This window comes from Pseudomonas sp. JE3303, from assembly GCF_056312565.1.
Genome location: NZ_JBWGIF010000002.1, coordinates 166998 through 189469 on the forward strand (window position 1 = coordinate 166998; position 22472 = coordinate 189469).

At 64.5% G+C, this 22472-nt stretch carries 20 protein-coding genes; 9 read left to right on the forward strand and 11 right to left on the reverse strand.

Annotated elements, in window-relative coordinates; all coding sequences use genetic code 11:
- Positions 1-15: 15 nt before the first annotated feature.
- The 6 genes from murA (at position 16) to AC0ZZU_RS04240 (ending at position 6040) form a co-directional block, all read left to right on the forward strand.
- Positions 16-1281 (forward strand): UDP-N-acetylglucosamine 1-carboxyvinyltransferase, encoded by a 1266-nt coding sequence (murA, locus tag AC0ZZU_RS04215; RefSeq protein WP_476339297.1) that lies wholly within the window; start codon positions 16-18, stop codon positions 1279-1281.
- Positions 1282-1371: 90 nt separating this feature from the next.
- Positions 1372-2007 carry an ATP phosphoribosyltransferase gene (gene hisG, locus AC0ZZU_RS04220; protein WP_158459432.1) on the forward strand — a complete coding sequence of 212 codons (636 nt, stop codon included), beginning with the start codon at positions 1372-1374 and terminating at the stop codon, positions 2005-2007.
- A gap of 126 nt (positions 2008-2133) precedes the next feature.
- Entirely contained in the window at positions 2134-3459 is a 1326-nt protein-coding gene (gene hisD, locus AC0ZZU_RS04225) for a histidinol dehydrogenase (RefSeq protein WP_476339298.1), read from the forward strand.
- A gap of 2 nt (positions 3460-3461) precedes the next feature.
- On the forward strand, positions 3462-4520 hold the full coding sequence (gene hisC / locus AC0ZZU_RS04230) for a histidinol-phosphate transaminase (RefSeq protein WP_476339299.1): 1059 nt from the start codon (positions 3462-3464) through the stop codon (positions 4518-4520).
- Entirely contained in the window at positions 4495-5748 is a 1254-nt protein-coding gene (locus AC0ZZU_RS04235) for a CynX/NimT family MFS transporter (RefSeq protein WP_476339300.1), read from the forward strand. Before hisC ends, AC0ZZU_RS04235 begins: the two co-directional genes overlap by 26 nt.
- Positions 5735-6040 (forward strand): GIY-YIG nuclease family protein, encoded by a 306-nt coding sequence (locus AC0ZZU_RS04240; RefSeq protein ID WP_476339301.1) that lies wholly within the window; start codon positions 5735-5737, stop codon positions 6038-6040. The genes AC0ZZU_RS04235 and AC0ZZU_RS04240 overlap by 14 nt, the downstream gene beginning before the upstream one ends.
- On the opposite strand, the gene yejK is transcribed toward AC0ZZU_RS04240, so the two are convergent.
- Complete coding sequence (gene yejK / locus AC0ZZU_RS04245) at positions 6021-7028, reverse strand: nucleoid-associated protein YejK (RefSeq protein WP_476339302.1); 1008 nt, start codon at positions 7026-7028, stop codon at positions 6021-6023. The genes AC0ZZU_RS04240 and yejK overlap by 20 nt on opposite strands.
- A gap of 394 nt (positions 7029-7422) precedes the next feature.
- On the opposite strand from yejK, the gene AC0ZZU_RS04250 reads away from it, so the two are divergent.
- Positions 7423-7704 (forward strand): HU family DNA-binding protein, encoded by a 282-nt coding sequence (locus AC0ZZU_RS04250; RefSeq protein WP_158459438.1) that lies wholly within the window; start codon positions 7423-7425, stop codon positions 7702-7704.
- Positions 7705-7755: 51 nt separating this feature from the next.
- Here the strand turns inward: AC0ZZU_RS04250 and rlmF are convergent, their stop codons facing one another.
- The 5 genes from rlmF to AC0ZZU_RS04275 all read right to left on the reverse strand — a co-directional run bounded on the left by rlmF (position 7756) and on the right by AC0ZZU_RS04275 (position 14151).
- Entirely contained in the window at positions 7756-8706 is a 951-nt protein-coding gene (gene rlmF / locus AC0ZZU_RS04255; protein ID WP_476339303.1) for a 23S rRNA (adenine(1618)-N(6))-methyltransferase RlmF, read from the reverse strand.
- A 175-nt stretch (positions 8707-8881) separates the two neighbouring features.
- Entirely contained in the window at positions 8882-11728 is a 2847-nt protein-coding gene (locus AC0ZZU_RS04260; RefSeq protein ID WP_476339304.1) for a valine--tRNA ligase, read from the reverse strand.
- A gap of 112 nt (positions 11729-11840) precedes the next feature.
- Positions 11841-12173: a DNA polymerase III subunit chi gene (locus tag AC0ZZU_RS04265; protein WP_476339305.1), complete on the reverse strand. Its 333-nt coding sequence runs from the start codon at positions 12171-12173 to the stop codon at positions 11841-11843.
- 5 nt (positions 12174-12178) lie between these two features.
- Positions 12179-12607, reverse strand: coding sequence for a DNA polymerase III subunit chi (locus AC0ZZU_RS04270; RefSeq protein WP_476339306.1), 429 nt, complete (start codon positions 12605-12607; stop codon positions 12179-12181).
- Positions 12608-12657: 50 nt separating this feature from the next.
- Entirely contained in the window at positions 12658-14151 is a 1494-nt protein-coding gene (locus AC0ZZU_RS04275) for a leucyl aminopeptidase (protein WP_476339307.1), read from the reverse strand.
- Positions 14152-14424: 273 nt separating this feature from the next.
- Here AC0ZZU_RS04275 and lptF point away from each other — a divergent pair, with 273 nt between their 5' ends.
- Positions 14425-15540, forward strand: coding sequence for an LPS export ABC transporter permease LptF (gene lptF, locus AC0ZZU_RS04280; protein ID WP_476339308.1), 1116 nt, complete (start codon positions 14425-14427; stop codon positions 15538-15540).
- The gene (gene lptG, locus AC0ZZU_RS04285; protein ID WP_476339309.1) at positions 15533-16594 is read left to right on the forward strand and encodes an LPS export ABC transporter permease LptG; all 1062 of its coding nucleotides are present in this window, start codon (positions 15533-15535) and stop codon (positions 16592-16594) included. Before lptF ends, lptG begins: the two co-directional genes overlap by 8 nt.
- Positions 16595-16642: 48 nt before the next feature.
- Here lptG and AC0ZZU_RS04290 read toward each other — a convergent pair whose 3' ends face one another.
- From AC0ZZU_RS04290 to gcvH, 5 genes are all read right to left on the reverse strand, one after another.
- Positions 16643-17131 carry an RDD family protein gene (locus AC0ZZU_RS04290; RefSeq protein WP_476339310.1) on the reverse strand — a complete coding sequence of 163 codons (489 nt, stop codon included), beginning with the start codon at positions 17129-17131 and terminating at the stop codon, positions 16643-16645.
- A 94-nt stretch (positions 17132-17225) separates the two neighbouring features.
- The gene (locus tag AC0ZZU_RS04295) at positions 17226-17438 is read right to left on the reverse strand and encodes a cold-shock protein (protein ID WP_010220199.1); all 213 of its coding nucleotides are present in this window, start codon (positions 17436-17438) and stop codon (positions 17226-17228) included.
- A 352-nt stretch (positions 17439-17790) separates the two neighbouring features.
- Positions 17791-18912 carry a glycine cleavage system aminomethyltransferase GcvT gene (gene gcvT / locus AC0ZZU_RS04300; RefSeq protein WP_476339311.1) on the reverse strand — a complete coding sequence of 374 codons (1122 nt, stop codon included), beginning with the start codon at positions 18910-18912 and terminating at the stop codon, positions 17791-17793.
- An 87-nt stretch (positions 18913-18999) separates the two neighbouring features.
- Complete coding sequence (gene gcvP / locus AC0ZZU_RS04305; protein WP_476339312.1) at positions 19000-21858, reverse strand: aminomethyl-transferring glycine dehydrogenase; 2859 nt, start codon at positions 21856-21858, stop codon at positions 19000-19002.
- 9 nt (positions 21859-21867) lie between these two features.
- Positions 21868-22251, reverse strand: a complete 384-nt coding sequence (gene gcvH, locus AC0ZZU_RS04310) for a glycine cleavage system protein GcvH (RefSeq protein WP_476339313.1) — start codon at positions 22249-22251, stop codon at positions 21868-21870.
- Between the last annotated feature and the right edge of the window lie 221 nt (positions 22252-22472).

The window sequence follows — 22472 nt, forward strand, 5'->3', positions numbered from 1 at the left end:
GGCGGCGAGACTCCAATGGACAAACTGATTATTACTGGCGGCGCACGCCTTGACGGCGAGATCCGCATTTCCGGGGCGAAGAACGCTGCCCTGCCGATCCTGGCCGCGACCCTGCTGGCCGATGGGCCGGTCACGGTCGGCAACCTGCCGCACCTGCACGACATCACCACCATGATCGAGCTGTTCGGGCGCATGGGCATCGAGCCTGTGATCGACGAAAAGCTGGCCGTGGAAATCGACCCGCGCACTATCAAGACCCTGGTCGCACCCTACGAGCTGGTCAAGACCATGCGTGCCTCGATCCTGGTGCTCGGCCCCATGGTCGCGCGCTTCGGTGAGGCTGAAGTCGCCCTGCCGGGCGGTTGCGCCATCGGTTCGCGTCCGGTCGACCTGCACATCCGTGGCCTCGAAGCCATGGGCGCGAAGATCGAAGTCGAAGGCGGCTACATCAAGGCCAAGGCGCCTGAAGGCGGCCTGCGTGGCGCTCACTTCTTCTTCGATACGGTCAGCGTGACCGGTACCGAGAACATCATGATGGCGGCAGCCCTGGCCCGCGGCCGCAGCGTCCTGCAGAACGCCGCGCGCGAGCCTGAGGTGGTCGACCTGGCCAACTTCCTGATCGCCATGGGCGCGAACGTGCAGGGCGCTGGCACCGACACCATCACCATCGATGGCGTCGAGCGCCTGCACTCGGCCAACTACCGCGTGATGCCCGACCGTATCGAGACCGGCACCTACCTCGTCGCCGCTGCCGTCACCGGTGGCCGCGTCAAGGTCAAGGACACCGATCCGACCATCCTCGAGGCCGTCCTCGAGAAGCTCAAGGAAGCCGGCGCCGACCTCACTACCGGTGAGGACTGGATCGAGCTGAACATGCATGGCAAGCGGCCCAAGGCCGTCAACCTGCGCACCGCTCCGTATCCGGCGTTCCCGACCGACATGCAGGCCCAGTTCATCTCGCTCAACGCCATTGCCGAAGGCACGGGCGCAGTGATCGAGACGATCTTCGAAAACCGCTTCATGCACGTATACGAGATGCACCGCATGGGCGCGCAGATCCAGGTCGAAGGCAACACCGCCATCGTCACCGGCACCAAGACCCTCAAGGGTGCTCCGGTCATGGCGACCGACCTGCGGGCTTCGGCCAGCCTTGTGCTGTCGGCCCTGGTAGCCGAAGGCGATACCCTCATCGACCGCATCTACCACATAGACCGTGGTTACGAGTGCATCGAGGAAAAACTGCAGATGCTGGGCGCGAAGATCCGTCGCGTGCCGGGCTAGTCTGTGACTGGCGCAGGGACGCGCCAAACGAATCGAATGCGGCCGGGCCATGGCCCGGCCGGCTGTAGCCGCTTAAGGACCGACGTTTCCATGTTGACCATCGCGCTATCCAAGGGCCGTATTCTCGACGACACCCTGCCACTGCTGGCCGAGGCCGGTATCGTGCCGACCGAGAATCCGGACAAGAGCCGCAAGCTCATCATCCCTACGACCCAGGCCGATGTGCGCCTGCTCATCGTACGTGCCACCGACGTGCCGACCTACGTCGAGCATGGTGCCGCCGACCTGGGCGTTGCTGGCAAGGACGTGCTGATGGAGTACGGCGGCCAGGGCCTTTATGAGCCCCTGGACCTGCAGATCGCCCGCTGCAAGCTGATGACCGCCGGCGCGGTCGGTGCGCCAGAGCCCAAGGGCCGTCTGCGCGTGGCGACCAAGTTCGTCAATGTCGCCAAGCGCTACTACGCCGAACAGGGCCGCCAGGTCGACATCATCAAGCTGTACGGCTCGATGGAGCTGGCGCCGCTGATCAACCTGGCCGACAAGATCATCGACGTGGTCGATACCGGCAACACCCTGCGCGCCAATGGCCTGGAACCCCAGGAATGGATCGCCGACATCACCTCCCGGCTGGTGGTCAACAAGGCATCGATGAAGATGCAGCATGCCCGCATCCAGAGCCTGATCGACACGCTGCGCCAGGCGGTCGAATCGCGACACCGCGGCTGACTTGAACGCGCGACCTCTGCTGTCGCGCCCGTCTATCCGCGTCATAGCCTTTAATCTCGGGTGCCCGCGCGGATGGACTGGTAGCCTTGGGCGCCTGAGCATTCGCTAATAATCGAGGCCCTCGCCATGACCGTGTCCACTGCAATCGCCCGTCTCAACGCTGCCGACCCGGATTTTGCCCGACATCTGGATCACCTGCTGAGCTGGGAGAGCGTGTCCGATGAGGCGGTCAACCAGCGTGTCCTGGACATCATCAAGGCCGTGCGCGAGCGTGGCGATGCCGCGCTGGTGGAGTTCACCCAGCGTTTCGATGGCGTACCGGCCACCCGCATCAGCGACCTGATCCTCGACCGCGAGCGTCTTGAGCTGGCCCTGACTCGTATCACTCCTGCCCAGCGTGAAGCCCTGGAACTCGCTGCCAACCGTGTGCGCAGCTATCACGAGCGGCAGAAGCAGGACTCCTGGCAGTACACCGAGGCCGACGGCACGGTGCTGGGCCAGAAGGTCACGCCGCTGGACCGGGCGGGCCTGTATGTGCCGGGCGGCAAGGCGTCCTATCCTTCGTCGGTACTCATGAACGCCATCCCGGCCAAGGTCGCAGGCGTTGGCGAAGTCGTCATGGTGGTGCCGACCCCCCGTGGAGAGATCAACGAACTGGTGCTCGCGGCCGCCTGCATCGCCGGCGTCGACCGCGTGTTCACCGTCGGTGGCGCCCAGGCGGTCGCGGCCCTGGCCTATGGCACCGAGAGCGTGCCTCAGGTCGACAAGATCGTCGGGCCAGGCAACATCTATGTGGCCACTGCCAAGCGCCATGTGTTCGGCCAGGTCGGCATCGACATGATCGCCGGTCCTTCGGAAATCCTCGTCGTCTGTGACGGCCAGACCGATCCGGACTGGATCGCCATGGACCTGTTCTCCCAGGCCGAACACGACGAAGACGCCCAGGCCATCCTGGTCAGCCCGGACGCCGAGTTCCTCGACCGGGTCGCGGCCAGCATCGACAAGCTGATGCCTACCATGGAACGTGCAGAGATCATCCGTACGTCCATCAATGGCCGGGGCGCGTTGATTCACGTCCGTGACATGCAGCAGGCCATGGACGTGGTGAACCGCATCGCGCCCGAGCACCTGGAGCTGTCGGTGGCCGACCCGCAGGCCTGGCTGCCGCACATTCGCCACGCCGGCGCGATCTTCATGGGCCGCCACACCAGCGAAGCCCTTGGCGACTACTGCGCAGGCCCCAACCACGTGCTGCCGACTTCCGGCACCGCGCGGTTCTCGTCACCGTTGGGCGTGTATGACTTCCAGAAGCGTTCGTCGATCATCTTCTGCTCCGAGCAGGGTGCCTCCGAGCTGGGCCGGACCGCCTCCGTCCTGGCCCGTGGCGAGTCGCTGACCGCCCACGCCCGCAGCGCCGAATACCGCATTCTCAACGACAAGAAAGGGAACTGAGCATGAGTCGATTCTGGAGTCCCTTCGTCAAGGACCTGGTGCCCTACGTGCCGGGCGAACAGCCCAAGCTGGCCCGGCTGGTGAAGCTCAACACCAACGAGAACCCCTATGGTCCGTCGCCCAAGGCGCTGGAAGCCATGCGCGCCGAGGTCAACGACAACCTGCGCCTGTACCCGGACCCGAACAGCGACCGCCTCAAGCAGGCCGTGGCGGACCATTACGGCGTGAAACCTGCGCAGGTGTTCCTGGGCAACGGCTCGGACGAAGTGCTCGCGCACATCTTCCACGGCCTGTTCCAGCAACAGGGCCCGCTGCTGTTCCCTGACATCAGCTATAGCTTCTACCCGGTGTACTGCGGCCTGTATGGCATCCCGTTCGAGCAGGTGCCACTGGACGAGCAGTTCCAGATCCGCGTCGAGGACTATCGCAAGCCCAATGCCGGGATCATCTTCCCCAACCCCAACGCACCCACCGGTTGCCTGCTGGCGCTGGACGCCATCGAGCAGTTGCTCGAGGCCAACCGGGATTCGGTGGTGGTGGTCGATGAAGCCTATATCGACTTTGGTGGCGAGACGGCCATCAGCCTCGTGGACCGCTACGACAACCTGCTGGTCACCCAGACCCTGTCCAAGTCGCGCTCGCTGGCGGGGCTGCGGGTAGGGCTGGCGGTCGGGCATCCGGACCTGATCGAGGCGCTGGAGCGGATCAAGAACAGCTTCAACTCCTACCCCCTCGACCGCATGGCGATCGTCGGCGGCGCAGCGGCGTTCGAGGATCAGGCGTATTTCGAAGCGACCTGCCGCAAGGTGATCGACAACCGCGAGGTAGTGGTCAAGGAGCTGACCGCGCGTGGTTTCGAGGTGCTGCCTTCGGCGGCCAACTTCATCTTCGCCCGCCATCCCCAGCAGGATGCAGGCGAGCTGGCAGCCCGACTGCGTGAACAGGGCGTGATCGTGCGGCACTTCAAGCAGGCGCGGATCGCCCAGTTCCTGCGGATCACCATCGGTACGCCTGAGATGAACCAGGCGCTGCTGGATGCGTTGGCTACCGATGGCCGATGAACTCCTGATCGACGCCGAGGCTGACGACGAAGCGGTCCAGCGCCAGCCTCTGCTGGTGCGCCAGCCCTGGCTGTTGCTGCTGGGCCTGGTTCTGGTGGCGCTGAACCTGCGCCCGGCGCTGTCGAGCATGGCGCCGCTGCTGGGGCAGGTCTCCTCGAGCCTGGGCCTGAGCGCTGCGCAAGCCGGGCTGCTGACGACCCTGCCCGTGCTCTGCCTTGGGCTGTTCGCGCCGCTCGCGCCTATCCTGGCCCGTCGCTTCGGCAGCGAGCGGGTCATCCTTGGCATCCTGCTGACACTGGCTGCAGGGATCCTGGTGCGCAGCACGCTGGGCGTCGCAGGGCTGTTCCTGGGCAGCATCCTCGCCGGCGCCAGCATCGGCGTGATCGGGGTGCTGCTGCCGGGCATCGTCAAGCGTGACTTCCCCCAGCACGCCGGTACGCTGACCGGCGTCTACACCATGGCCCTGTGCCTGGGTGCAGCGATGGCCGCCGGTGCCACGGTGCCGCTGGCCCAGCACTGGGACGACAGCTGGGCGGTCGGGCTGGGCTTCTGGGTGCTGCCGGCGTTGCTGGCGATGCTGTTCTGGTTGCCCCAGGCGCGCCAGGGCCATGGGGCGCACCGCGTGGCCTATCGCGTGCGTGGCCTGCTACGCGACCCACTGGCCTGGCAGGTGACGCTGTACATGGGCCTGCAGTCATCGCTGGCCTACATCGTCTTCGGCTGGCTGCCCTCGATCCTCATCGGACGTGGCTTGAGCCCGACCGAAGCGGGCCTGGTGCTGTCGGGCTCGGTGATCGTCCAATTGGTGAGCTCGCTTAGCGCACCCTGGATTGCCACCCGTGGCAAGGACCAGCGCCTGGCCATCGTGATCGTCATGCTGGTCACCCTGGCAGGGTTGTTCGGATGCCTCTACGCGCCGCTGGAGGGGTTGTGGGGCTGGGCGGTGCTGCTGGGCCTGGGGCAGGGCGGGACATTCGCCCTGGCGCTCACCTTGATCGTGCTCAGGTCCGGGGACGCGCACGTGGCCGCCAACCTGTCGAGCATGGCGCAGGGGTTTGGCTACACGCTGGCGTCCATGGGGCCGTTCGCGGTGGGGCTGGTGCACGACCTTACAGGTGGCTGGGATGCCGTCGGCTGGATTTTCGCGGTGTTGGGCGCAGGCGCCATCGCGTTCGGGCTCAAGGCCGGGCGGGCATTGCATGTGCAGGTCGTCAGTGAGCGGGTCTGAGGCCATTGCCGCCATTGAGCCCAAGGCCTGGTTCGTCTACCTGGTAAGGGCGGCCAACGGCTCGCTGTATTGCGGCATCAGCGATGACCCCAGGCGCCGCTTCGCCGCCCACCAGAAGGGCCGCGGTGCGCGTTACTTCAAGACCAGCCCCGCACAGGCGCTGGTCTACGTCGAGCAATGGCCTGACAAGGCCGAGGCGCTGCGCCAGGAGCGCCTGGTGAAGAAGCTGCGCAAGACCGCCAAGGAGGCGTTGGTCGCCTCCTGGCCGGGGTTCAGTCCTGACGGCGCTTGAGCTGGTCGATCAGCTGGGTCGGCAGTCCCTTGATCACCAGGGTGCCGGCTTCTTCGTCGTACTCCACCTTCGAGCCCAGCAGATGCGCCTCGAAGCTGATCGATAGCCCTTCGGCCCGCCCGGTGAAGCGGCGGAATTGATTGAGCGTGCGCTTGTCGGCCGGGATCTCCGGCGACAGGCCGTAGTCCTTGTTGCGGATATGGTCGTAGAAGGCCCGCGGGCGCTCCTCGTCGATCAGCCCGGACAGTTCGGTGAGGGTCACTGGCTCGCCGGCCTTGGTCTGGCTGGTGGCATAGTCGACCAGGACCTGGGTTTTTTCGCGGGCAGACTCTTCGGGCAGGTCCTCGCTTTCCACGAAGTCACTGAAGGCCTTGAGCAGGGTGCGGGTTTCGCCTGGGCCGTCCACGCCCTCCTGGCAGCCGATGAAGTCACGGAAGTATTCCGATACCTTCTTGCCGTTCTTGCCCTTGATGAACGAGATGTACTGCTTGGAACTCTGGTTGTTCTTCCACTCTGACAGGTTGATGCGCGCGGCCAGGTGCAGTTGGCCCAGGTCGAGGTGGCGCGAGGGGGTCACGTCCAGCTCGGCGTTTACCGCTACGCCCTCGCTGTGGTGCAGCAGCGCAATGGCCAGGTAGTCGGTCATGCCTTGCTGGTAGTGGGCAAAGAGCACATGGCCGCCCGTGGACAGATTGGATTCTTCCATGAGCTTTTGCAGATGTTCGACCGCGGTACGGCTGAACGCGGTGAAGTCGCGCTCCTCATCCAGGTACTGCTTGAGCCAGCCGCTGAACGGATGCGCGCCAGATTCGGCGTGGAAGAATCCCCAGGCCTTGCCCTGCTTGGCGTTGTAGCTGTCGTTGAGGTCGGCCAGAAGGTTTTCGATGGCGTCGGACTCGTTGAGCTCACGGTCGCGTGCGTGCAGCACGGCGGGGGTGCCATCGGGTTTCTTGTCGATCAGGTGGACGATGCAATGACGGATCGGCATGGGATTCTCGGCTGAAAGGGGCCCCTGCGGGGCCGCGCTGCAAAGTCCGCCAGTTTACCCCAGGGCGAGGGCGGTACAGTGGATGGATGTTGGCAGAAATGCCGGTTGTAGATTTTTTGACCAGTTTTACCGTTTTTTTCGGCCAAACCCCCGAAAAACCTACACAAAAGCGAGGTCGGCTGCGGATATTTGTCTGTTCCTGTGTTAGCTTTGCCCGGTCTTGTGCCCCCTTGTGGCGCATTGCTGGCAGCTGCTGAGCGTCAGGTCGAACCAATTGCGGATTTGCGTATCTTACATACGCGATCGCCAAGGCCCGTCGGACTATCGTGGTGCGGGCCAGAGACCTACGTAGCAGCTGCTTATCTACTGAATTTGATAGGGAAGGAACACCACCATGGCATTGACCAAAGACCAACTGATTGCCGACATCGCCGAAGCGATCGATGCGCCGAAGACCACCGCGCGCAACGCCCTGGAGCAACTGGGCCAGATCGTCGCTGACCAACTGGAAAACGGCGCTGAAATCACTCTGCCAGGCATCGGCAAGCTGAAAATCTCCGAGCGTCCTGCCCGTACCGGCCGCAACCCTTCGACTGGCGCCGCCATCGAAATCGCCGCCAAGAAAGTCGTCAAGTTCGTTCCTGCCAAGGTCCTGACCGACGCCGTCAACAAGTAAATTGTTGAAGCTTCGCTGAAGCCGCGCCCGGCTCGACCGGGCGCGGCTTTTTCATGCCTTGCGTTTTTGCCCGAGCCAGTCCTGGCGTTGGGCGCTGTCCTGGAAGCTCCAGGCGACCATGCGGCTCTGTTTCTGCCCTTGGCCCATCTCCACCACACGCTGGGCCTTGACCCCGGCCTTCTTCAGCGCGGCCTCGATACCCGGCAGGTTGCTGGCCTTGGACACCAGGCTGGTGAACCACAGCACCTGGCTGCCCAGCTGGGCGCTCTCGCCGATCAGCTGCGTGACGAAGCGGATCTCGCCCCCCTCGCACCAGAGCTCGTTGTTTTGCCCGCCAAAATTGAGCACCGGCAGCTTGCGCTTCGGGTCGGCCTTGCCCAGCGCCTTCCATTTGCGCTGGCTGCCCCGGGTGGCTTCTTCGCGCGAAGCGTGGAAGGGCGGGTTGCACAGGGTCAGGTCGTAGCGTTCATCGTCCTTGAGCAGGCCGAGCAGGATGTGCTTGCGGTTGTCCTGCTGGCGCAGGGTGATGGCTTTGTCCAGGCCGTTGGCCTGGACGATCGCCTTGGCCGCGCCCAGGGCGATGGCATCGATGTCCGAACCGAGAAAGCGCCAGCGGTAGTCGCTGTGGCCGATCAGCGGGTAGATGCAGTTTGCCCCTACGCCGATGTCCAGCGCGCGCACCTGGGGGCCTCGGGGAATCTCGCCGCCGTTGTCCTCGGCCAGCAGGTCGGCCAGCACGTGCAGGTAGTCGGCGCGGCCAGGGATGGGCGGGCAGAGGTAGTCGGCGGGAATGTCCCAGTGGGCGATCCCGTACTGCGCCTTGAGCAAGGCGCGATTGAACACGCGCACGGCTTCGGGGTTGGCGAAGTCGATGCTGGGCTTGCCGTAGGGGTTGGTGATCATGAAGCGGCCGAGGTCGGGGAGGCTCTTGATCAGCGCGGGAAAGTCGTAGCGGCCTTGATGGCGGTTGCGGGGATGCAGGGTGGGCTTGGTGGTGGTCATGGGGAGTCCGGGGAGCGTGTGGACCTTGGGGCCGCTTTGCGGCCCATCGCGGCACAAGGCCGCTCCCACAGGTTGGGCGGTATCTGCTATCTGGAGCAAGCCACCACAACCAGTGGGAGCGGCCTTGTGCCGCGATCGAGGGCGTCGCCCTCGCCAGTCACACCGCGATCAAAAATTACAGCGCGGCAATCCGTGCATGCTGCTCGGTGAAGTTGGCCAACGCCTGTTCAGCTTCGGCAAGCTTCGCGCGCTCCTTGTCGATCACGGCCGGTGGGGCCTTGTCGACAAAGGCGGCGTTGGACAGCTTGCCGCCCACGCGCTGCACTTCACCCTGGAGACGCTGGATCTCCTTGTTCAGTCGCGCAAGCTCGGCATCCTTGTCGATCAGGCCTGCCATCGGTACCAGCACCTGCAGGTCGCCGACCAGGGCGGTGGCGCTCAGTGGTGCTTCGTCCTGCTCGCCCAGCACGGTGAAGGATTCGATCTTCGCCAGCTTCTTGAGCAGCGCTTCGTTCTCCTGCAGGCGGCGCTGGTCTTCGCTGCTGGCGTTTTTCAGGTACAGCGACAGTGGCTTGCCAGGGCCGATGTTCATCTCGCCGCGGATGTTGCGCACGCCAAGCATCAGCTCCTTGAGCCACTCGATATCGCCTTCGGCGGCGGCATCGATGCGGCTTTCATCGGCCACCGGCCAAGGCTGCAGCATGATGGTCTTACCCGTGCTGCCTGCCAGCGGCGCCAGGCGCTGCCAGATTTCCTCGGTGATGAACGGCATGAACGGATGCGCCAGGCGCAGCGCGACTTCCAGCACACGCACCAGGGTGCGGCGAGTGCCGCGGGCGCGTTCAACCGGGGCGTTCTCGTCCCACAGTACCGGCTTGGACAGTTCCAGGTACCAGTCGCAGTACTGGTTCCAGATGAACTCATAGAGCGCCTGGGCGGCCAGGTCGAAGCGGAACTGCTCCAGCTGGCGCGTCACTTCGGCTTCGGTGCGCTGCAGCTGCGAGATGATCCAGCGATCAGCCAGCGACAGCTCGTAGGCCTCGCCGTTCTGGCCGCAGTCCTCGCCCTTGTCCAGCACATAGCGGGCAGCGTTCCAGATCTTGTTGCAGAAGTTGCGGTAGCCTTCGACGCGGCCCATGTCGAACTTGATGTCGCGGCCGGTCGAGGCCAGCGAGCAGAAGGTGAAGCGCAGGGCGTCGGTGCCGTAGCTGGCGATCCCCTCGGGGAACTCGGCCTTGGTCTGCTTGGCGATCTTCTCGGCAAGCTTGGGCTGCATCATGCCGCTGGTGCGCTTTTCGAGCAGCGCGTCGAGGGTGATGCCGTCGACGATGTCCAGCGGGTCGAGCACGTTGCCCTTGGACTTGGACATCTTCTGGCCCTGGCCATCACGCACCAGACCATGCACGTAGACTGTCTTGAACGGTACCTGCGGGGTGCCGTCCTCGTTCTTCACCAGGTGCATGGTCAGCATGATCATCCGGGCGACCCAGAAGAAGATGATGTCGAAGCCGGTGACCAGCACGTCGGTGGAGTGGAAGGTCTTGAGGAACTCGGTCTGCTGTGGCCAGCCCAGGGTGGAGAAGGTCCACAGGCCCGAGCTGAACCAGGTGTCGAGCACGTCGTTGTCCTGGTTCAGGACGACATCCGCGCCCAGGTTGTGCTTGGCGCGGACTTCTTCCTCGCTGCGCCCGACATAGACCTGGCCGGCCTCGTCGTACCAGGCCGGAATGCGGTGGCCCCACCACAACTGGCGGCTGATGCACCAGTCCTGGATGTCACGCATCCAAGAGAAATACATGTTCTCGTACTGCTTGGGCACGAACTGGATCTGGCCGTCTTCGACAGCGGCGATCGCAGGTTCGGCCAGCGGCTTGGTGGACACGTACCACTGGTCGGTCAGCCACGGCTCGATGATGGTGCCAGACCGGTCGCCCTTCGGCACTTTCAATGCGTGGTCGTCGACGCTGACCAGCAGGCCCGCCGCGTCCATGTCGGCAACGATCTGCTTGCGCGCGACAAAGCGGTCGAGGCTGGCGTACTGGGCGGGCAGGGTGGTGTCGAGGGTGTCGTTGACACTGCCGTCGAGGTTGAACACCTGGGCGTTGGCCAGCACCAGGGCATTCTTGTCGAAGATGTTGAGCAGCGGCAGGTTGTGGCGCTTGCCGACTTCGTAGTCGTTGAAGTCGTGGGCCGGGGTGATCTTCACGCAGCCGGTGCCGAACTCGGGGTCGCAATACTCATCGGCCACGATCGGGATGCGACGGCCAACCAGCGGCAGCTCGACAAACTTGCCGATCAGTGCCTGGTAGCGCTCGTCGTTCGGGTTGACCGCGACGGCGGCATCACCGAGCAGGGTTTCCGGACGGGTGGTGGCGACCACAAGGTAATCCAGGCCTTCGGCGGTCTTGGCGCCGTCGGCCAGCGGGTAGCGCAGGTTCCACAGATGGCCCTTCTCGTCGTGGTTTTCCACTTCGAGGTCGGAAATCGCCGTGTGCAGCTTGGTGTCCCAGTTGACCAGGCGCTTGCCGCGGTAGATCAGGCCGTCCTCGTGCAGGCGCACGAAGGCTTCCTTGACCGCCTCGGACAGGCCGTCGTCCATGGTGAAGCGCTCGCGGCTCCAGTCCACGGACGAGCCCAGGCGGCGGATCTGCCGGCTGATGTTGCCGCCCGACTGCTCCTTCCATTCCCAGACCTTGTCGAGGAACTTCTCGCGGCCCAGGTCATGACGGCTCTGCCCCTTGGCCTCGAGCTGACGCTCGACCAGCATCTGGGTCGCGATACCGGCATGGTCGGTGCCCGGCTGCCACAGGGTATTGCGGCCCTGCATGCGGCGGAAGCGGATCAAGGCGTCCATGATCGCGTTGTTGAAACCATGGCCCATGTGCAGGCTGCCGGTGACGTTCGGCGGCGGGATCATGATGGTGTAGGAGTCGCCTGCACCTTGTGGGGCGAAATAGTTCTCGGACTCCCAGGTGTTGTACCAGGAAGTTTCGATGGCGTGCGGCTGGTAGGTCTTATCCATGCGCGGCGGGACCCTATGGCATTAATTCAGGAAAGCCGGGAAGTATAGCGAAGGAGCAGGCTGCAAGCGACAGCCTGGTATCAGGGTGGGGCGTCAGGCCCCCTGCAACCGCTCAGGGCTTGAGCAGGCGCTCGAGGCGAGCGGCGAGGCGGCGCTTGATCTCGGTTTCGATATGCGGGGTGAAGTCGTTGATCACGTCCTGCATGATCAGCTGCGCGGCGGCGCGCAGTTCGCTGTCCAGGTGCAGCAGGGTGTCCTGGCGGCGGGTCTGGGGATCGTCGGCGGGCGCCTCGGTCATCGCTGGCTCCTCGAGCAAAAGAGGAATCTCCTCCACCGTTTCGGTCAGCAGGGGAGGTTGCAGGTCGGCGTCGCCCAGCAATTGGCGGATCGACTCGAGGTCATCGAGCAGGTGGGCGGATTGGGGCATGGCAGTGGGCTTGTCCATCTTCGTCAAAGTCGCTGTAAGCGGTGGTCCTGCAGAGCATAGCCCTGTTCACGATAGAAACGGAACCGCTCGCGCGCGGCCTGGCGGATGCCGGGCTCCTCCACGACGATCTCGGCGACCCGCTCGAACTGGCCGACAAACGCCGGCACGTCGGGGCCGAGGTTGATCAGCAGGTCACTGTGCCGTCCTGCATCCAGGCCGATGCCCAGCGCGACCGTCGCATCCTCATGAGTCTCGGCATGATCGTGGGGCACGAAGGCTTCGCCCCTGAATCGCCACAGCAGTGCGTCCAGCTCATCACGCTGGGCGGCATCATGGCAGTGCAGGTAGACCCGGTGGCCAAGGCGCCAGGCCTTCTCGCACAGCTTGCAGGCGAACTCCAGCCGCGCCGGCAACGAGTCGGTGGGCAGAATATAGAAGTCGACTTTGCTCATCGTTCAAGGAATGCCGGCCGGCACCGCCAAGGCAGCGCCGGCACTGCGCATCAGGCGCCAGCGCGATCGAGCAGGTACTGGGTCAGCAGGGGCACCGGGCGGCCAGTGGCGCCCTTGTCCTTGCCGCCGCTGGTCCAGGCGGTGCCAGCGATGTCCAAGTGGGCCCAGTCATAGGCCTTGGCAAAGCGCGACAGGAAGCAGCCCGCGGTGATGCTGCCGGCCTTCGGCCCGCCAATGTTGGCGATGTCGGCGAAGGGGCTGTCCAGTTGCTCCTGGTATTCGTCGAACAGCGGCAGTTGCCAGGCGCGGTCGTCGGCACGCTTGCCGGCGTCGAGCAGTTGGCTGACCAGTTCGTCATTGTTGCCCATCAGGCCCGAGGTGTGGCTGCCCAGGGCAACGATGCAGGCGCCGGTCAACGTGGCGATGTCGATTACCGCCTGCGGCTTGAAACGCTCGGCGTAGGTCAGTGCGTCGCACAGCACCAGGCGGCCTTCGGCGTCGGTGTTGAGGATTTCGACGGTCTGCCCGCTCATGGTGGTGACGATGTCGCCAGGGCGGGTAGCGCCGCCGCTCGGCATGTTTTCGGCACAGGCCAGCAGGCACACCAGGTTGATCGGCAGCTGCAGCTCGAGGACCGCGCGCAGGGTGCCGAAGACGCTGGCGGCGCCGCCCATGTCGTACTTCATCTCGTCCATGCCGGCGCCAGGCTTGAGGCTGATGCCGCCAGTGTCGAACGTGATGCCCTTGCCGACCAGCACGATGGGCTTGTCACCCTGCTTGCCGGCCTGGTAGTTGAGCACGATCAGACGTGGTGGCTGGTCGCTGCCCTGGCCCACGGCGTAGAAGGCGCCCATGCCCAGGTCCTTGATCTGCTTCTCGTCGAGCACCTCGACCGTCAGCGCCGCGAACTCGTCGCCCAGGCCCTTGGCCTGCTCGGCAAGGAAGCTCGGGTGGCAGATGTTCGGCGGCAGGTTGCCCAGGTCACGGGTAAGGCGCATGCCGCTGGCGATGGCGGTGGCGTGCCTGACGGCGCGCTCGACCTCGGCTTGCCCGGCCTTGTCGGCGAGCAGGGTGATCTTTTTCAGCGCGCGGGGCTCGGCCTTCTTGCTCTTGTAGCGGTCGAAGACGTATTCGCCGTCCTGCAGGGTCTCGGCCAGCAGGCGGTACTTGCCGTAGTGGCCGTCACGGCCGGTGACCGCGATATCGTCGATGGCCAGCACGGCATCGGTACCGCCCAGGGTTTTCAGCACACCCGCCACGCTCGTCACCAGCTTGCGCCAGCTGCGGTCGCCCAGGGCTTCTTCCTTGCCGCTGCCGACCAGCAGGACGCGCTCGGCCTTCAGGCCCGGCAGGTTGTGCAGCAGCAGGGTCTGGCCCGGCTTGCCGGCCAGGTCGCCGCGCTTGAGCAGCGTGCCCAGGGCACCACCGGTGGCTTCGTCGACAGCCTTGGCCGTGGCGCCGAGCTTGCGGCCCTCGCCGACGGCGATGACCAGGGTAGCGGTCTTGATGGATGCCGCGGCTACGCTTTTTACAACCAGTTCCATGTAGAGGTCCCCGAAAGTTCTGTCAGTTGGCGCTGTCTGTGCAGGGCCTGGCCGCGCGTGCGGGCCAGTGGAAAAGCGCCCAGTTTGAGCCCCTCGCGGCCCTGGTGACAAGCCCGGCCTGCATGCGCGTGCGGCGCCAAGTGACAGGCGCGGCCAATCACAGGATAATGCGCGCACTTTACATGGAGGTTCGCCTCGGCGAACCAGCAATGGTCTTGGCTGTCTGTACCCTTTGTTTGGCTGTCCGAGCCTGACAACCCAGGAGTGTCTGGTTTGATCGTCTTCCGTTATCTGTCCCGCGAGGTCCTGGTGACCTTGAGCGCCGTCAGCGCCGTGCTGCTGGTCATCATCATGAGCGGGCGCTTCATCAAATACCTGGCCCAGGCGGCCCAGGGCATCCTTGATCCGGGCGTGCTGTTCCTGATCATGGGCTATCGCCTGCCGGGCTTCCTGCAGTTGATCCTGCCGCTGGGACTGTTCCTCGGCATTCTGCTGGCGTACGGCCGGTTGTACCTCGAAAGCGAGATGACCGTGCTGTCGGCCACCGGCATGAGCCAGCAGCGGCTGCTGGCCATCACCCTGGCCCCGGCCACGCTGGTCGCGCTGCTGGTGGCCTGGCTGAGCCTGAGCCTGGCCCCGCAGGGCGTGTCCCAGGTAGCGCAGATCATCAACCAGCAGGACGCGCTGACCGAGTTCGACACGCTGGTGCCGGGCCGCTTCCAGACCTTGCGGGACGGCACTCGGGTGACCTACACCGAGGACCTGTCGGACGACCGCGTCAACCTGGCTGGGGTGTTCATCTCCGAGAAGCGCTTCAACCAGGACAAGACCAAGGACCGCGCGCCTTCGGTACTGGTCGCCGAGAAGGGCCACCAGGAAGTCCAGGCTGATGGCAACCGCTACCTGATTCTCGAGAACGGCTACCGCTACGACGGCAACCCGGGCCAGGCCGGCTACCGCGCCATCAAGTACGACACGTATGGCGTGCTGCTGCCCAAGCCCGAGGTCAGCGAAGAAGTGACCGAGCGCGAGGCCATCCCGACCTCGCAGCTGTTCGGCGCGACCGACCTGCGCGAACGCGCGGAGCTGCAGTGGCGCCTGTCGCTGCCACTGCTGGTGTTCATCGTGACCCTCCTGGCGGTACCACTGGCCCGGGTCAACCCGCGCCAGGGCCGCTTCCTCAAGCTGCTGCCCGCGATCCTTCTGTACATGGCCTACCTGACAATGCTGATTTCCGTTCGCGGCGCCCTCGAGAAGGGCAAACTGCCGATGTCCATCGGCATATGGTGGGTGCACGGCCTGTTCCTGCTCATCGGACTGGTCCTGCTGTACTGGGAACCCCTGCGCCTCAAGCGCGCCGCGCGCCGTGCCGAGGTGACCCATGGTTAAGCTGGACAACTACATCGGCAAGAGTGTGCTGATGGCGATCCTGGCGGTGCTGGGGATCATTCTAGGCCTGGCCTCGCTGTTCGCCTTCATCGACGAGATGGGCGACATCAGCGACACCTATACGCTGCTGGACGCCGGCAACTTCGTGCTGTTGACCGCGCCACGCCGCCTGTACGACATGCTGCCGATGGCGGCCCTGATCGGCTGCCTGATCGGCCTGGGCAGCCTGGCCAGCAGCAGCGAGCTGACCATCATGCGCGCGGCCGGGGTTTCCATCGGCCGTATCGTCTGGGCGGTCATGAAGCCGATGCTGGTGCTGATGATCGTCGGCCTGCTGGTGGGCGAATACCTGGCTCCCGTCACCGAGAACAAGGCCCAGGCCGAGCGTTCGCTGGCGCAGGGCGGCGGTGAGGCGCAGAGCTCCAAGCGCGGCATGTGGCACCGCCAGGGCGAGGAGTTCGTGCACATCAACTCGGTGCAGCCCAATGGCCTGCTACTGGGTGTTACCCGCTACCGTTTCGACGAGCAGCGGCACATGGTCACCTCGAGCTTCGCGCGCCGGGCGCAGTACCAGGAAGACCACTGGATGCTCAGCGACGTCAGCACCACGCACTTCCGGGGCGACCATACCGAAGTGGTGAACGCGCCTGAAGAACGCTGGGACGTGTCGGTGAGCCCGCAGTTGCTCAACACCGTCATTCTGGCCCCTGAGTCGCTGTCGATCACGGGTCTGTGGGACTACATCCACTATCTTTCCGACCAAGGCCTGAACAATGCCCGCTACTGGCTGGCATTCTGGACCAAGGTCCTGCAGCCAGCGGTTACCGCCGCGCTGGTGCTGATGGCGATCTCCTTCATCTTCGGGCCGCTGCGTTCGGTGACCCTGGGCCAGCGAGTATTCACCGGCGTCCTGGTGGGCTTTGTATTCCGCATCGCGCAGGATCTGCTCGGACCCTCCAGCCAGGTGTTCGGCTTCCCGCCGTTGCTGGCCGTGGTGATCCCGGCAGGGATCTGTGCATTGGCCGGGGTATGGTTGTTGCGCAGGGCTGGCTGACTGCACGGCATGCTCATGAAAAACCGACCTCTGGGTCGGTTTTTGCATTCAGGCCTTTCGCTTCGGCACCCGCACCAACTGGGTTTCGGAATAGATGTCATGCCATGCGCGCTTGCGCTTGTCAGCGATCGACCACGCAAACCCGAGCCCCAGGCAGGCCCACGAGCCAATCGCCACCACGAAGCGCAACAGCGCCTGCCACAGGCTGATCGCCGTGCCGTCAGCGTTCTGCACGCGAATGCCCCATACCTGCATGCCCAAGGTCTGTCCGCCATGGGTCCAGAACTTGGCAAAGAAACCAAACAGCACGAACAGCAGCACGGTGGACAACAAGGGGTCTGCATCCAGGGCACCGGCGTCGGTCAGCGCGCGCATGCGCTCGGCGCCGATCACGGCCATCTGGACGAGCTTGTAGACCCCTGCGGTCACGATCAGCAGCGCGGTACACAGCAGCAAGTCATAGAACATCGCAGCGAGGCGGCGCCCCAGTCCGACGGCAGGGAACTCGCCCTTGGGGTGCAGCATTTGCTTGGGCATGCGATACGGTTCCTTGCACAAAACGCCCATTCTACGAAATCGCAGGCACAAAAAAGCCCCTGTCGTTGCCGGCAGGGGCTTTTTCTCGGGAAAATCAGGCTTCCGCGATAACTTCGTCAGCCTGCATGCCTTTTTGGCCCTGCACGGCGATGAAGGTGACTTTCTGGCCTTCTTTCAGGCTCTTGAAGCCGTTGCCCTGGATGGCGCGGAAGTGCACGAACAGATCCGGACCGCTTTCAGGAGTGATGAAACCAAAACCTTTCTCGTCGTTAAACCACTTGACGGTACCGCTCTGACGTTGGGACATTGTCTTATTTCCTTTGGAACTCAAGTAATAACAGCAGAAGTAATAACAGCTTCTTCCTGAAAGGGAAGACTACTGGCTGGGTTGCAGGAAAGTAAGAGACGTCGAACGGGTTGTAGCAAAACTCGGCGCTACTGCCCAGGTCACGAACCGTAGCGACCCATGCAAACACAGTGGAGTGACTCTACGCTAACTTCATCGACAAAGACAACCCCTGGGAATGGATGCTTCAAGGGCTTTTTTTCAAGTGTCAAAGAATTGCCGCACACGGCGTGGCGCCTGCGTTTGCGCCATGTTCGAAAAGTATTGGGGCAGGTTCGCAAACGAATATGCAAGCCTGCCCCGCAGCGGTGCATCAGCCGCGATAATAACGTTGTGCGACAAATGGCATCCGGCTGACTTTCAAGGCAACTCGTTTACCCCGAACCAATGCCCACAATGGTGTATCAATGGCGGCATGTTCGCTGTTCACATACCCCATCGCAATAGGGCCGGATAGTGTAGGGCCGAAGCCGCCGCTGCACACTTGGCCAACAACCTGGCCTTGCTCATCGACGATCTCGGCGCCTTCGCGCACAGGCGTGCGTTCCTGAGGCAACAATCCGACGCGTTTGCGCGCAACGCCGTTTTGTTGCTGGGCAAAGATCGTCTCCGCACCCGGGAAGCCCCCAGGACGGGCACCATCGGCGCGGCGCGCCTTGGACAGCGCCCAGAGCAGGCTGGCCTGCACCGGAGTGGTCTGGCTGTCCATGTCGTGGCCATACAGGCACAGCCCGGCTTCGAGGCGCAGCGAGTCACGCGCGCCCAGGCCGATGGCGGCCACTTCAGGCTCGGCCAGCAGGCGACGGGCCAGGGCGTCGGCGCCGGCGGCAGGCACGGAGATCTCGAAGCCGTCTTCGCCGGTGTAGCCCGACCGGCTGATATAGCATTCCTGGTCCAGCAGCACGACCTTCCTGAACTGCATGAATGTCATCCCGGCAACTTCCGGCGCCAGGCGCTGCAATACCGAAGCCGCCGCAGGCCCCTGCAGGGCCAGCAGGGCGCGTTCCTCGAACAGTGGCACGATCTCGCATTGCTCGCCGACGTGCTGGCGCAGGTGGGCCAGGTCCTGGTCCTTGCAGGCCGCGTTGACCACCAGGAACAGCTCGTCGTTGCCCAGGTTGGCGACCATCAGGTCATCGAGGATGCCGCCACTCTCGTTGGTGAACATGGCGTACCGCTGCATGCCCACCGGCAGGTCGATGATGTCGACCGGCACCAGGGACTCAAGGGCCTTGGCGGCCTGGGGGCCGGTCAGGCGGATCTGGCCCATGTGCGACACATCGAACAGCCCGGCGCTCTCGCGGGTATGCAGGTGTTCCTTCATGACGCCCAGCGGGTACTGGACCGGCATCTCGTAGCCGGCGAACGGGACCATGCGCGCGCCCAGCTCCAGGTGCAGGCCGTGCAGCGGGGTCTTGTGCAGTGTTTCGGACATCGTTGACTCCTAAGGTTTGCGAACCGACGGAATATCTGGCCAGGCCAGGCCAGGCCGGCATGCCGGGCCTGGCCCTTGCTGACGGACTCAGGCGTCCTGGTAGCTCTCGATCGACGGGCAGGCGCAGACCAGGTTGCGGTCGCCGAACACGTTGTCGACCCGGCCTACCGGCGGCCAGTACTTGCTCTCCACCAGGCTCGACAGTGGATACACCGCCTGCTCGCGGCTGTAGCCATGACGCCACTCGCCCACCAGCTCCGCGGCGGTGTGCGGAGCGTTTTTCAGCGGGTTGTCATCCTTGTCGAGGCTGCCGCTCTCGACCGCGCGGATCTCTTCGCGGATGCGGATCATCGCGTCGCAGAACCGATCGAGCTCTTCCTTGGCCTCGCTCTCGGTCGGCTCGATCATCAAGGTGCCGGCCACCGGGAACGACATGGTCGGCGCATGGAAGCCGAAGTCGATCAGGCGCTTGGCGACGTCATCGACGCTGATGCCGCTGCTGTCCTTGAGCGGGCGCAGGTCGAGGATGCATTCATGCGCCACCAGGCCGTTGCCACCGGTGTACAGCACAGGATAATGCTCCTCCAGGCGGCGCGCGATGTAGTTGGCGTTGAGGATGGCCATCTGCGAGGCCCGCTTGAGGCCGGCACCACCCATCATGCGAATGTACATCCAGGTGATCGGCAGGATGCTCGCGCTGCCGAACGGTGCGGCGCAGACTGCGCCCTGGGTGTTTTCCAGCTGCGCGTGACCGGGCAGGAAGGGCGCCAGGTGCGCCTTGACGCCGATCGGGCCGACGCCTGGACCGCCACCGCCGTGGGGGATGCAGAAGGTCTTGTGCAGGTTCAGGTGCGAAACATCGCCGCCGAACTTGCCAGGAGCGCAGAGGCCGACCATGGCATTCATGTTGGCGCCGTCGATGTACACCTGGCCACCGTTGTCGTGGATAACCGCGCAGATGTCGCCGATCGCTTCCTCGAACACGCCGTGGGTCGAGGGATAGGTGATCATCAGGGCCGCCAGGTGCTCGCGGTGCTCGATGGCCTTGGCGCGCAGGTCGTCGAGGTCGACGTTGCCGCGTGCATCGCAGGCGGTGACCACCACGCGCATGCCGGCCATCTGCGCGGTCGCGGGGTTGGTGCCGTGGGCCGAGGAGGGGATCAGGCAGATGTTGCGGCGTGCTTCGCCACGGCTCTGGTGATAGGCGCGGATCGCCAGCAGGCCCGCGTACTCGCCCTGCGAGCCGGCATTGGGCTGCAGCGACACGGCGTCATAGCCGGTGGCGGCGCAGAGCATCGCTTCCAGTTCCTGGGTCAGCTGCTGGTAGCCCTGGCTTTGCTCCGCGGGGGCGAAGGGGTGCAGGTTGCCGAACTCGGCCCAGGTGACCGGTATCATCTCGCTGGCGGCATTGAGCTTCATGGTGCACGAGCCCAGCGGGATCATGCTGCGGTCCAGTGCCAGGTCCTTGTCGGCCAGGCGGCGCAGGTAGCGCATCAGCTCGGTTTCGCTGTGATAGCGGTTGAACACCGGGTGCTCGAGGATCGCCGACTGGCGCAGCAGGGTAGTGGGCAGGTGCGCCTGAACGGTGGCCCCGAGCGCAGCGAAGTCAGGCAGCGCATCATCGGCGGCGAACAGCTGCCAGATCGCTTCGACATCGGCCTGGCTGCTGGTTTCATCCAGCGACAGGCCCAGGTGGCTGGCGTCGATCTGGCGCAGGTTGAGGCCCTGGCTGCGCGCTTTATCGTGCAGCGCAGCGGTGGCGGTCCCGGTCGCCAGGGTCAGCGTGTCGAACCAGGCCTGGTTGACGACGCTGACGCCCAGCGCCTTGAGGCCTTCGGCCAGGATGCTGGTCAGCGCGTGGGTGCGCTCGGCGATGCCCTTGAGGCCCGCCGGACCGTGGTATACGGCGTACATGCTGGCGATGTTGGCCAGCAGCACTTGCGCGGTGCAGATGTTGCTGGTGGCCTTCTCGCGGCGGATATGCTGCTCACGGGTCTGCATGGCCAGTCGCAGGGCAGTCTTGCCGAAGCGGTCAATCGAGACGCCGACCAGTCGGCCCGGCATGTCGCGCTTGAACGCGTCGCGGGTTGCGAAGTACGCCGCGTGCGGGCCGCCAAAGCCCAGTGGCACGCCAAAGCGCTGGGCGCTGCCGATGGCCACGTCGGCCTCGAACTCACCGGGTGGCGTCAGCAAGGTCAGGGCCAGCAGGTCGGCAGCGACGGCAACTAGCGCGTTGCTGGCGTGGAAGCGCTCGACCAGCGCGCGGTAGTCGAACACCTCGCCGCCACTGGCCGGGTATTGCAGCAGTGCGCCGAAGAACGCGCTGGTGTCGGTCAACGCATGCTCGTCGCCCACCACCACCTCGATACCCAGCGGCTCGGCCCGGGTGCGCAGCACGTCGAGGGTCTGTGGGTGGCAGTGGCTGGAGGCAAAGAATGCGTGGCTGTTCCTGTTCTTGCTCAGGCGCTTGCAGAAGGTCATGGCCTCGGCGGCTGCGGTGGCTTCATCTAGCAGCGAGGCATTGGCGATGGGCAGCCCGGTCAGGTCGCTGATCAGGGTCTGGAAATTCAGCAGCGCTTCGAGGCGGCCCTGGGAAATCTCTGGCTGGTAGGGCGTGTAGGCAGTGTACCAGGCTGGGTTTTCCAGCAAGTTGCGCAGGATCGGTGCGGGGGTATGACAGTTGTAGTAGCCCTGGCCGATGAAGCTCTTGAACAACTGGTTCTGGCCGGCGATGGCCTTGAGCGAGGCCAGGGCGTCGGCTTCGCTCTGGCCATCGCCGAGCTCCAGCACGCTGGTGCCCTTGATGCTGTCGGGAATGACGGCGGCGGTCATGGCATCGAGGGTATCGAAGCCCAGGGTCGCCAGCATGTTCTGCTCGTCGCCCGCGCGCGGGCCGATGTGACGGGCGATGAATTCGTTGGCGGTGCCAAGGTTGGTGGTGGTCATGGCGGATCCTCAGGCGTCGGCGTTGGCTTTGATCAGGCGGTCGTAGGCATCCTGGTCGAGGAGCCTGGCCACGGCATCGGCATCTGCCGGGATGAAGCGCAGGAACCAGCCTTCGCCGAGCGGGTCTTCGTTGACCAGCTCGGGGTTGCTGTCGAGCTGTTCGTTGACCGCGACCACCTCACCCGCCAGTGGCATGTACACCCCGCTGGCGGCCTTGACCGACTCGACGGTCGACACTTCGGCGCCCTGCTCGTAGTGCTGCAAGTCAGGCAGTTGCACGAACACCACGTCGCCCAGGGCGTTCTGGGCGAAGGCGGTGATGCCCACGGTGACGCTGCCATCGGATTCGACGCGCAGCCATTCGTGATCTTCGGTGTAACGCAACTCGCTCATGGAAAGTCCTCTAGGGAACGCAGAGAGGCGCGACAGGGTTTCGCGCGCTTGATGGCGATATCCCAAGCAATAACGCGGCCATGTGCGAAATTCCCAATGAAAACGGGCCATTGCGAACTCTTGAGGCAGACAGTAACCGTGGTGGTGTAACGAAATCGCTACAGCGTGTTCGCGAACAGAAAAGCGGATGGGGATCAGAGCCTTGCGCAGCAGCGTCGAAA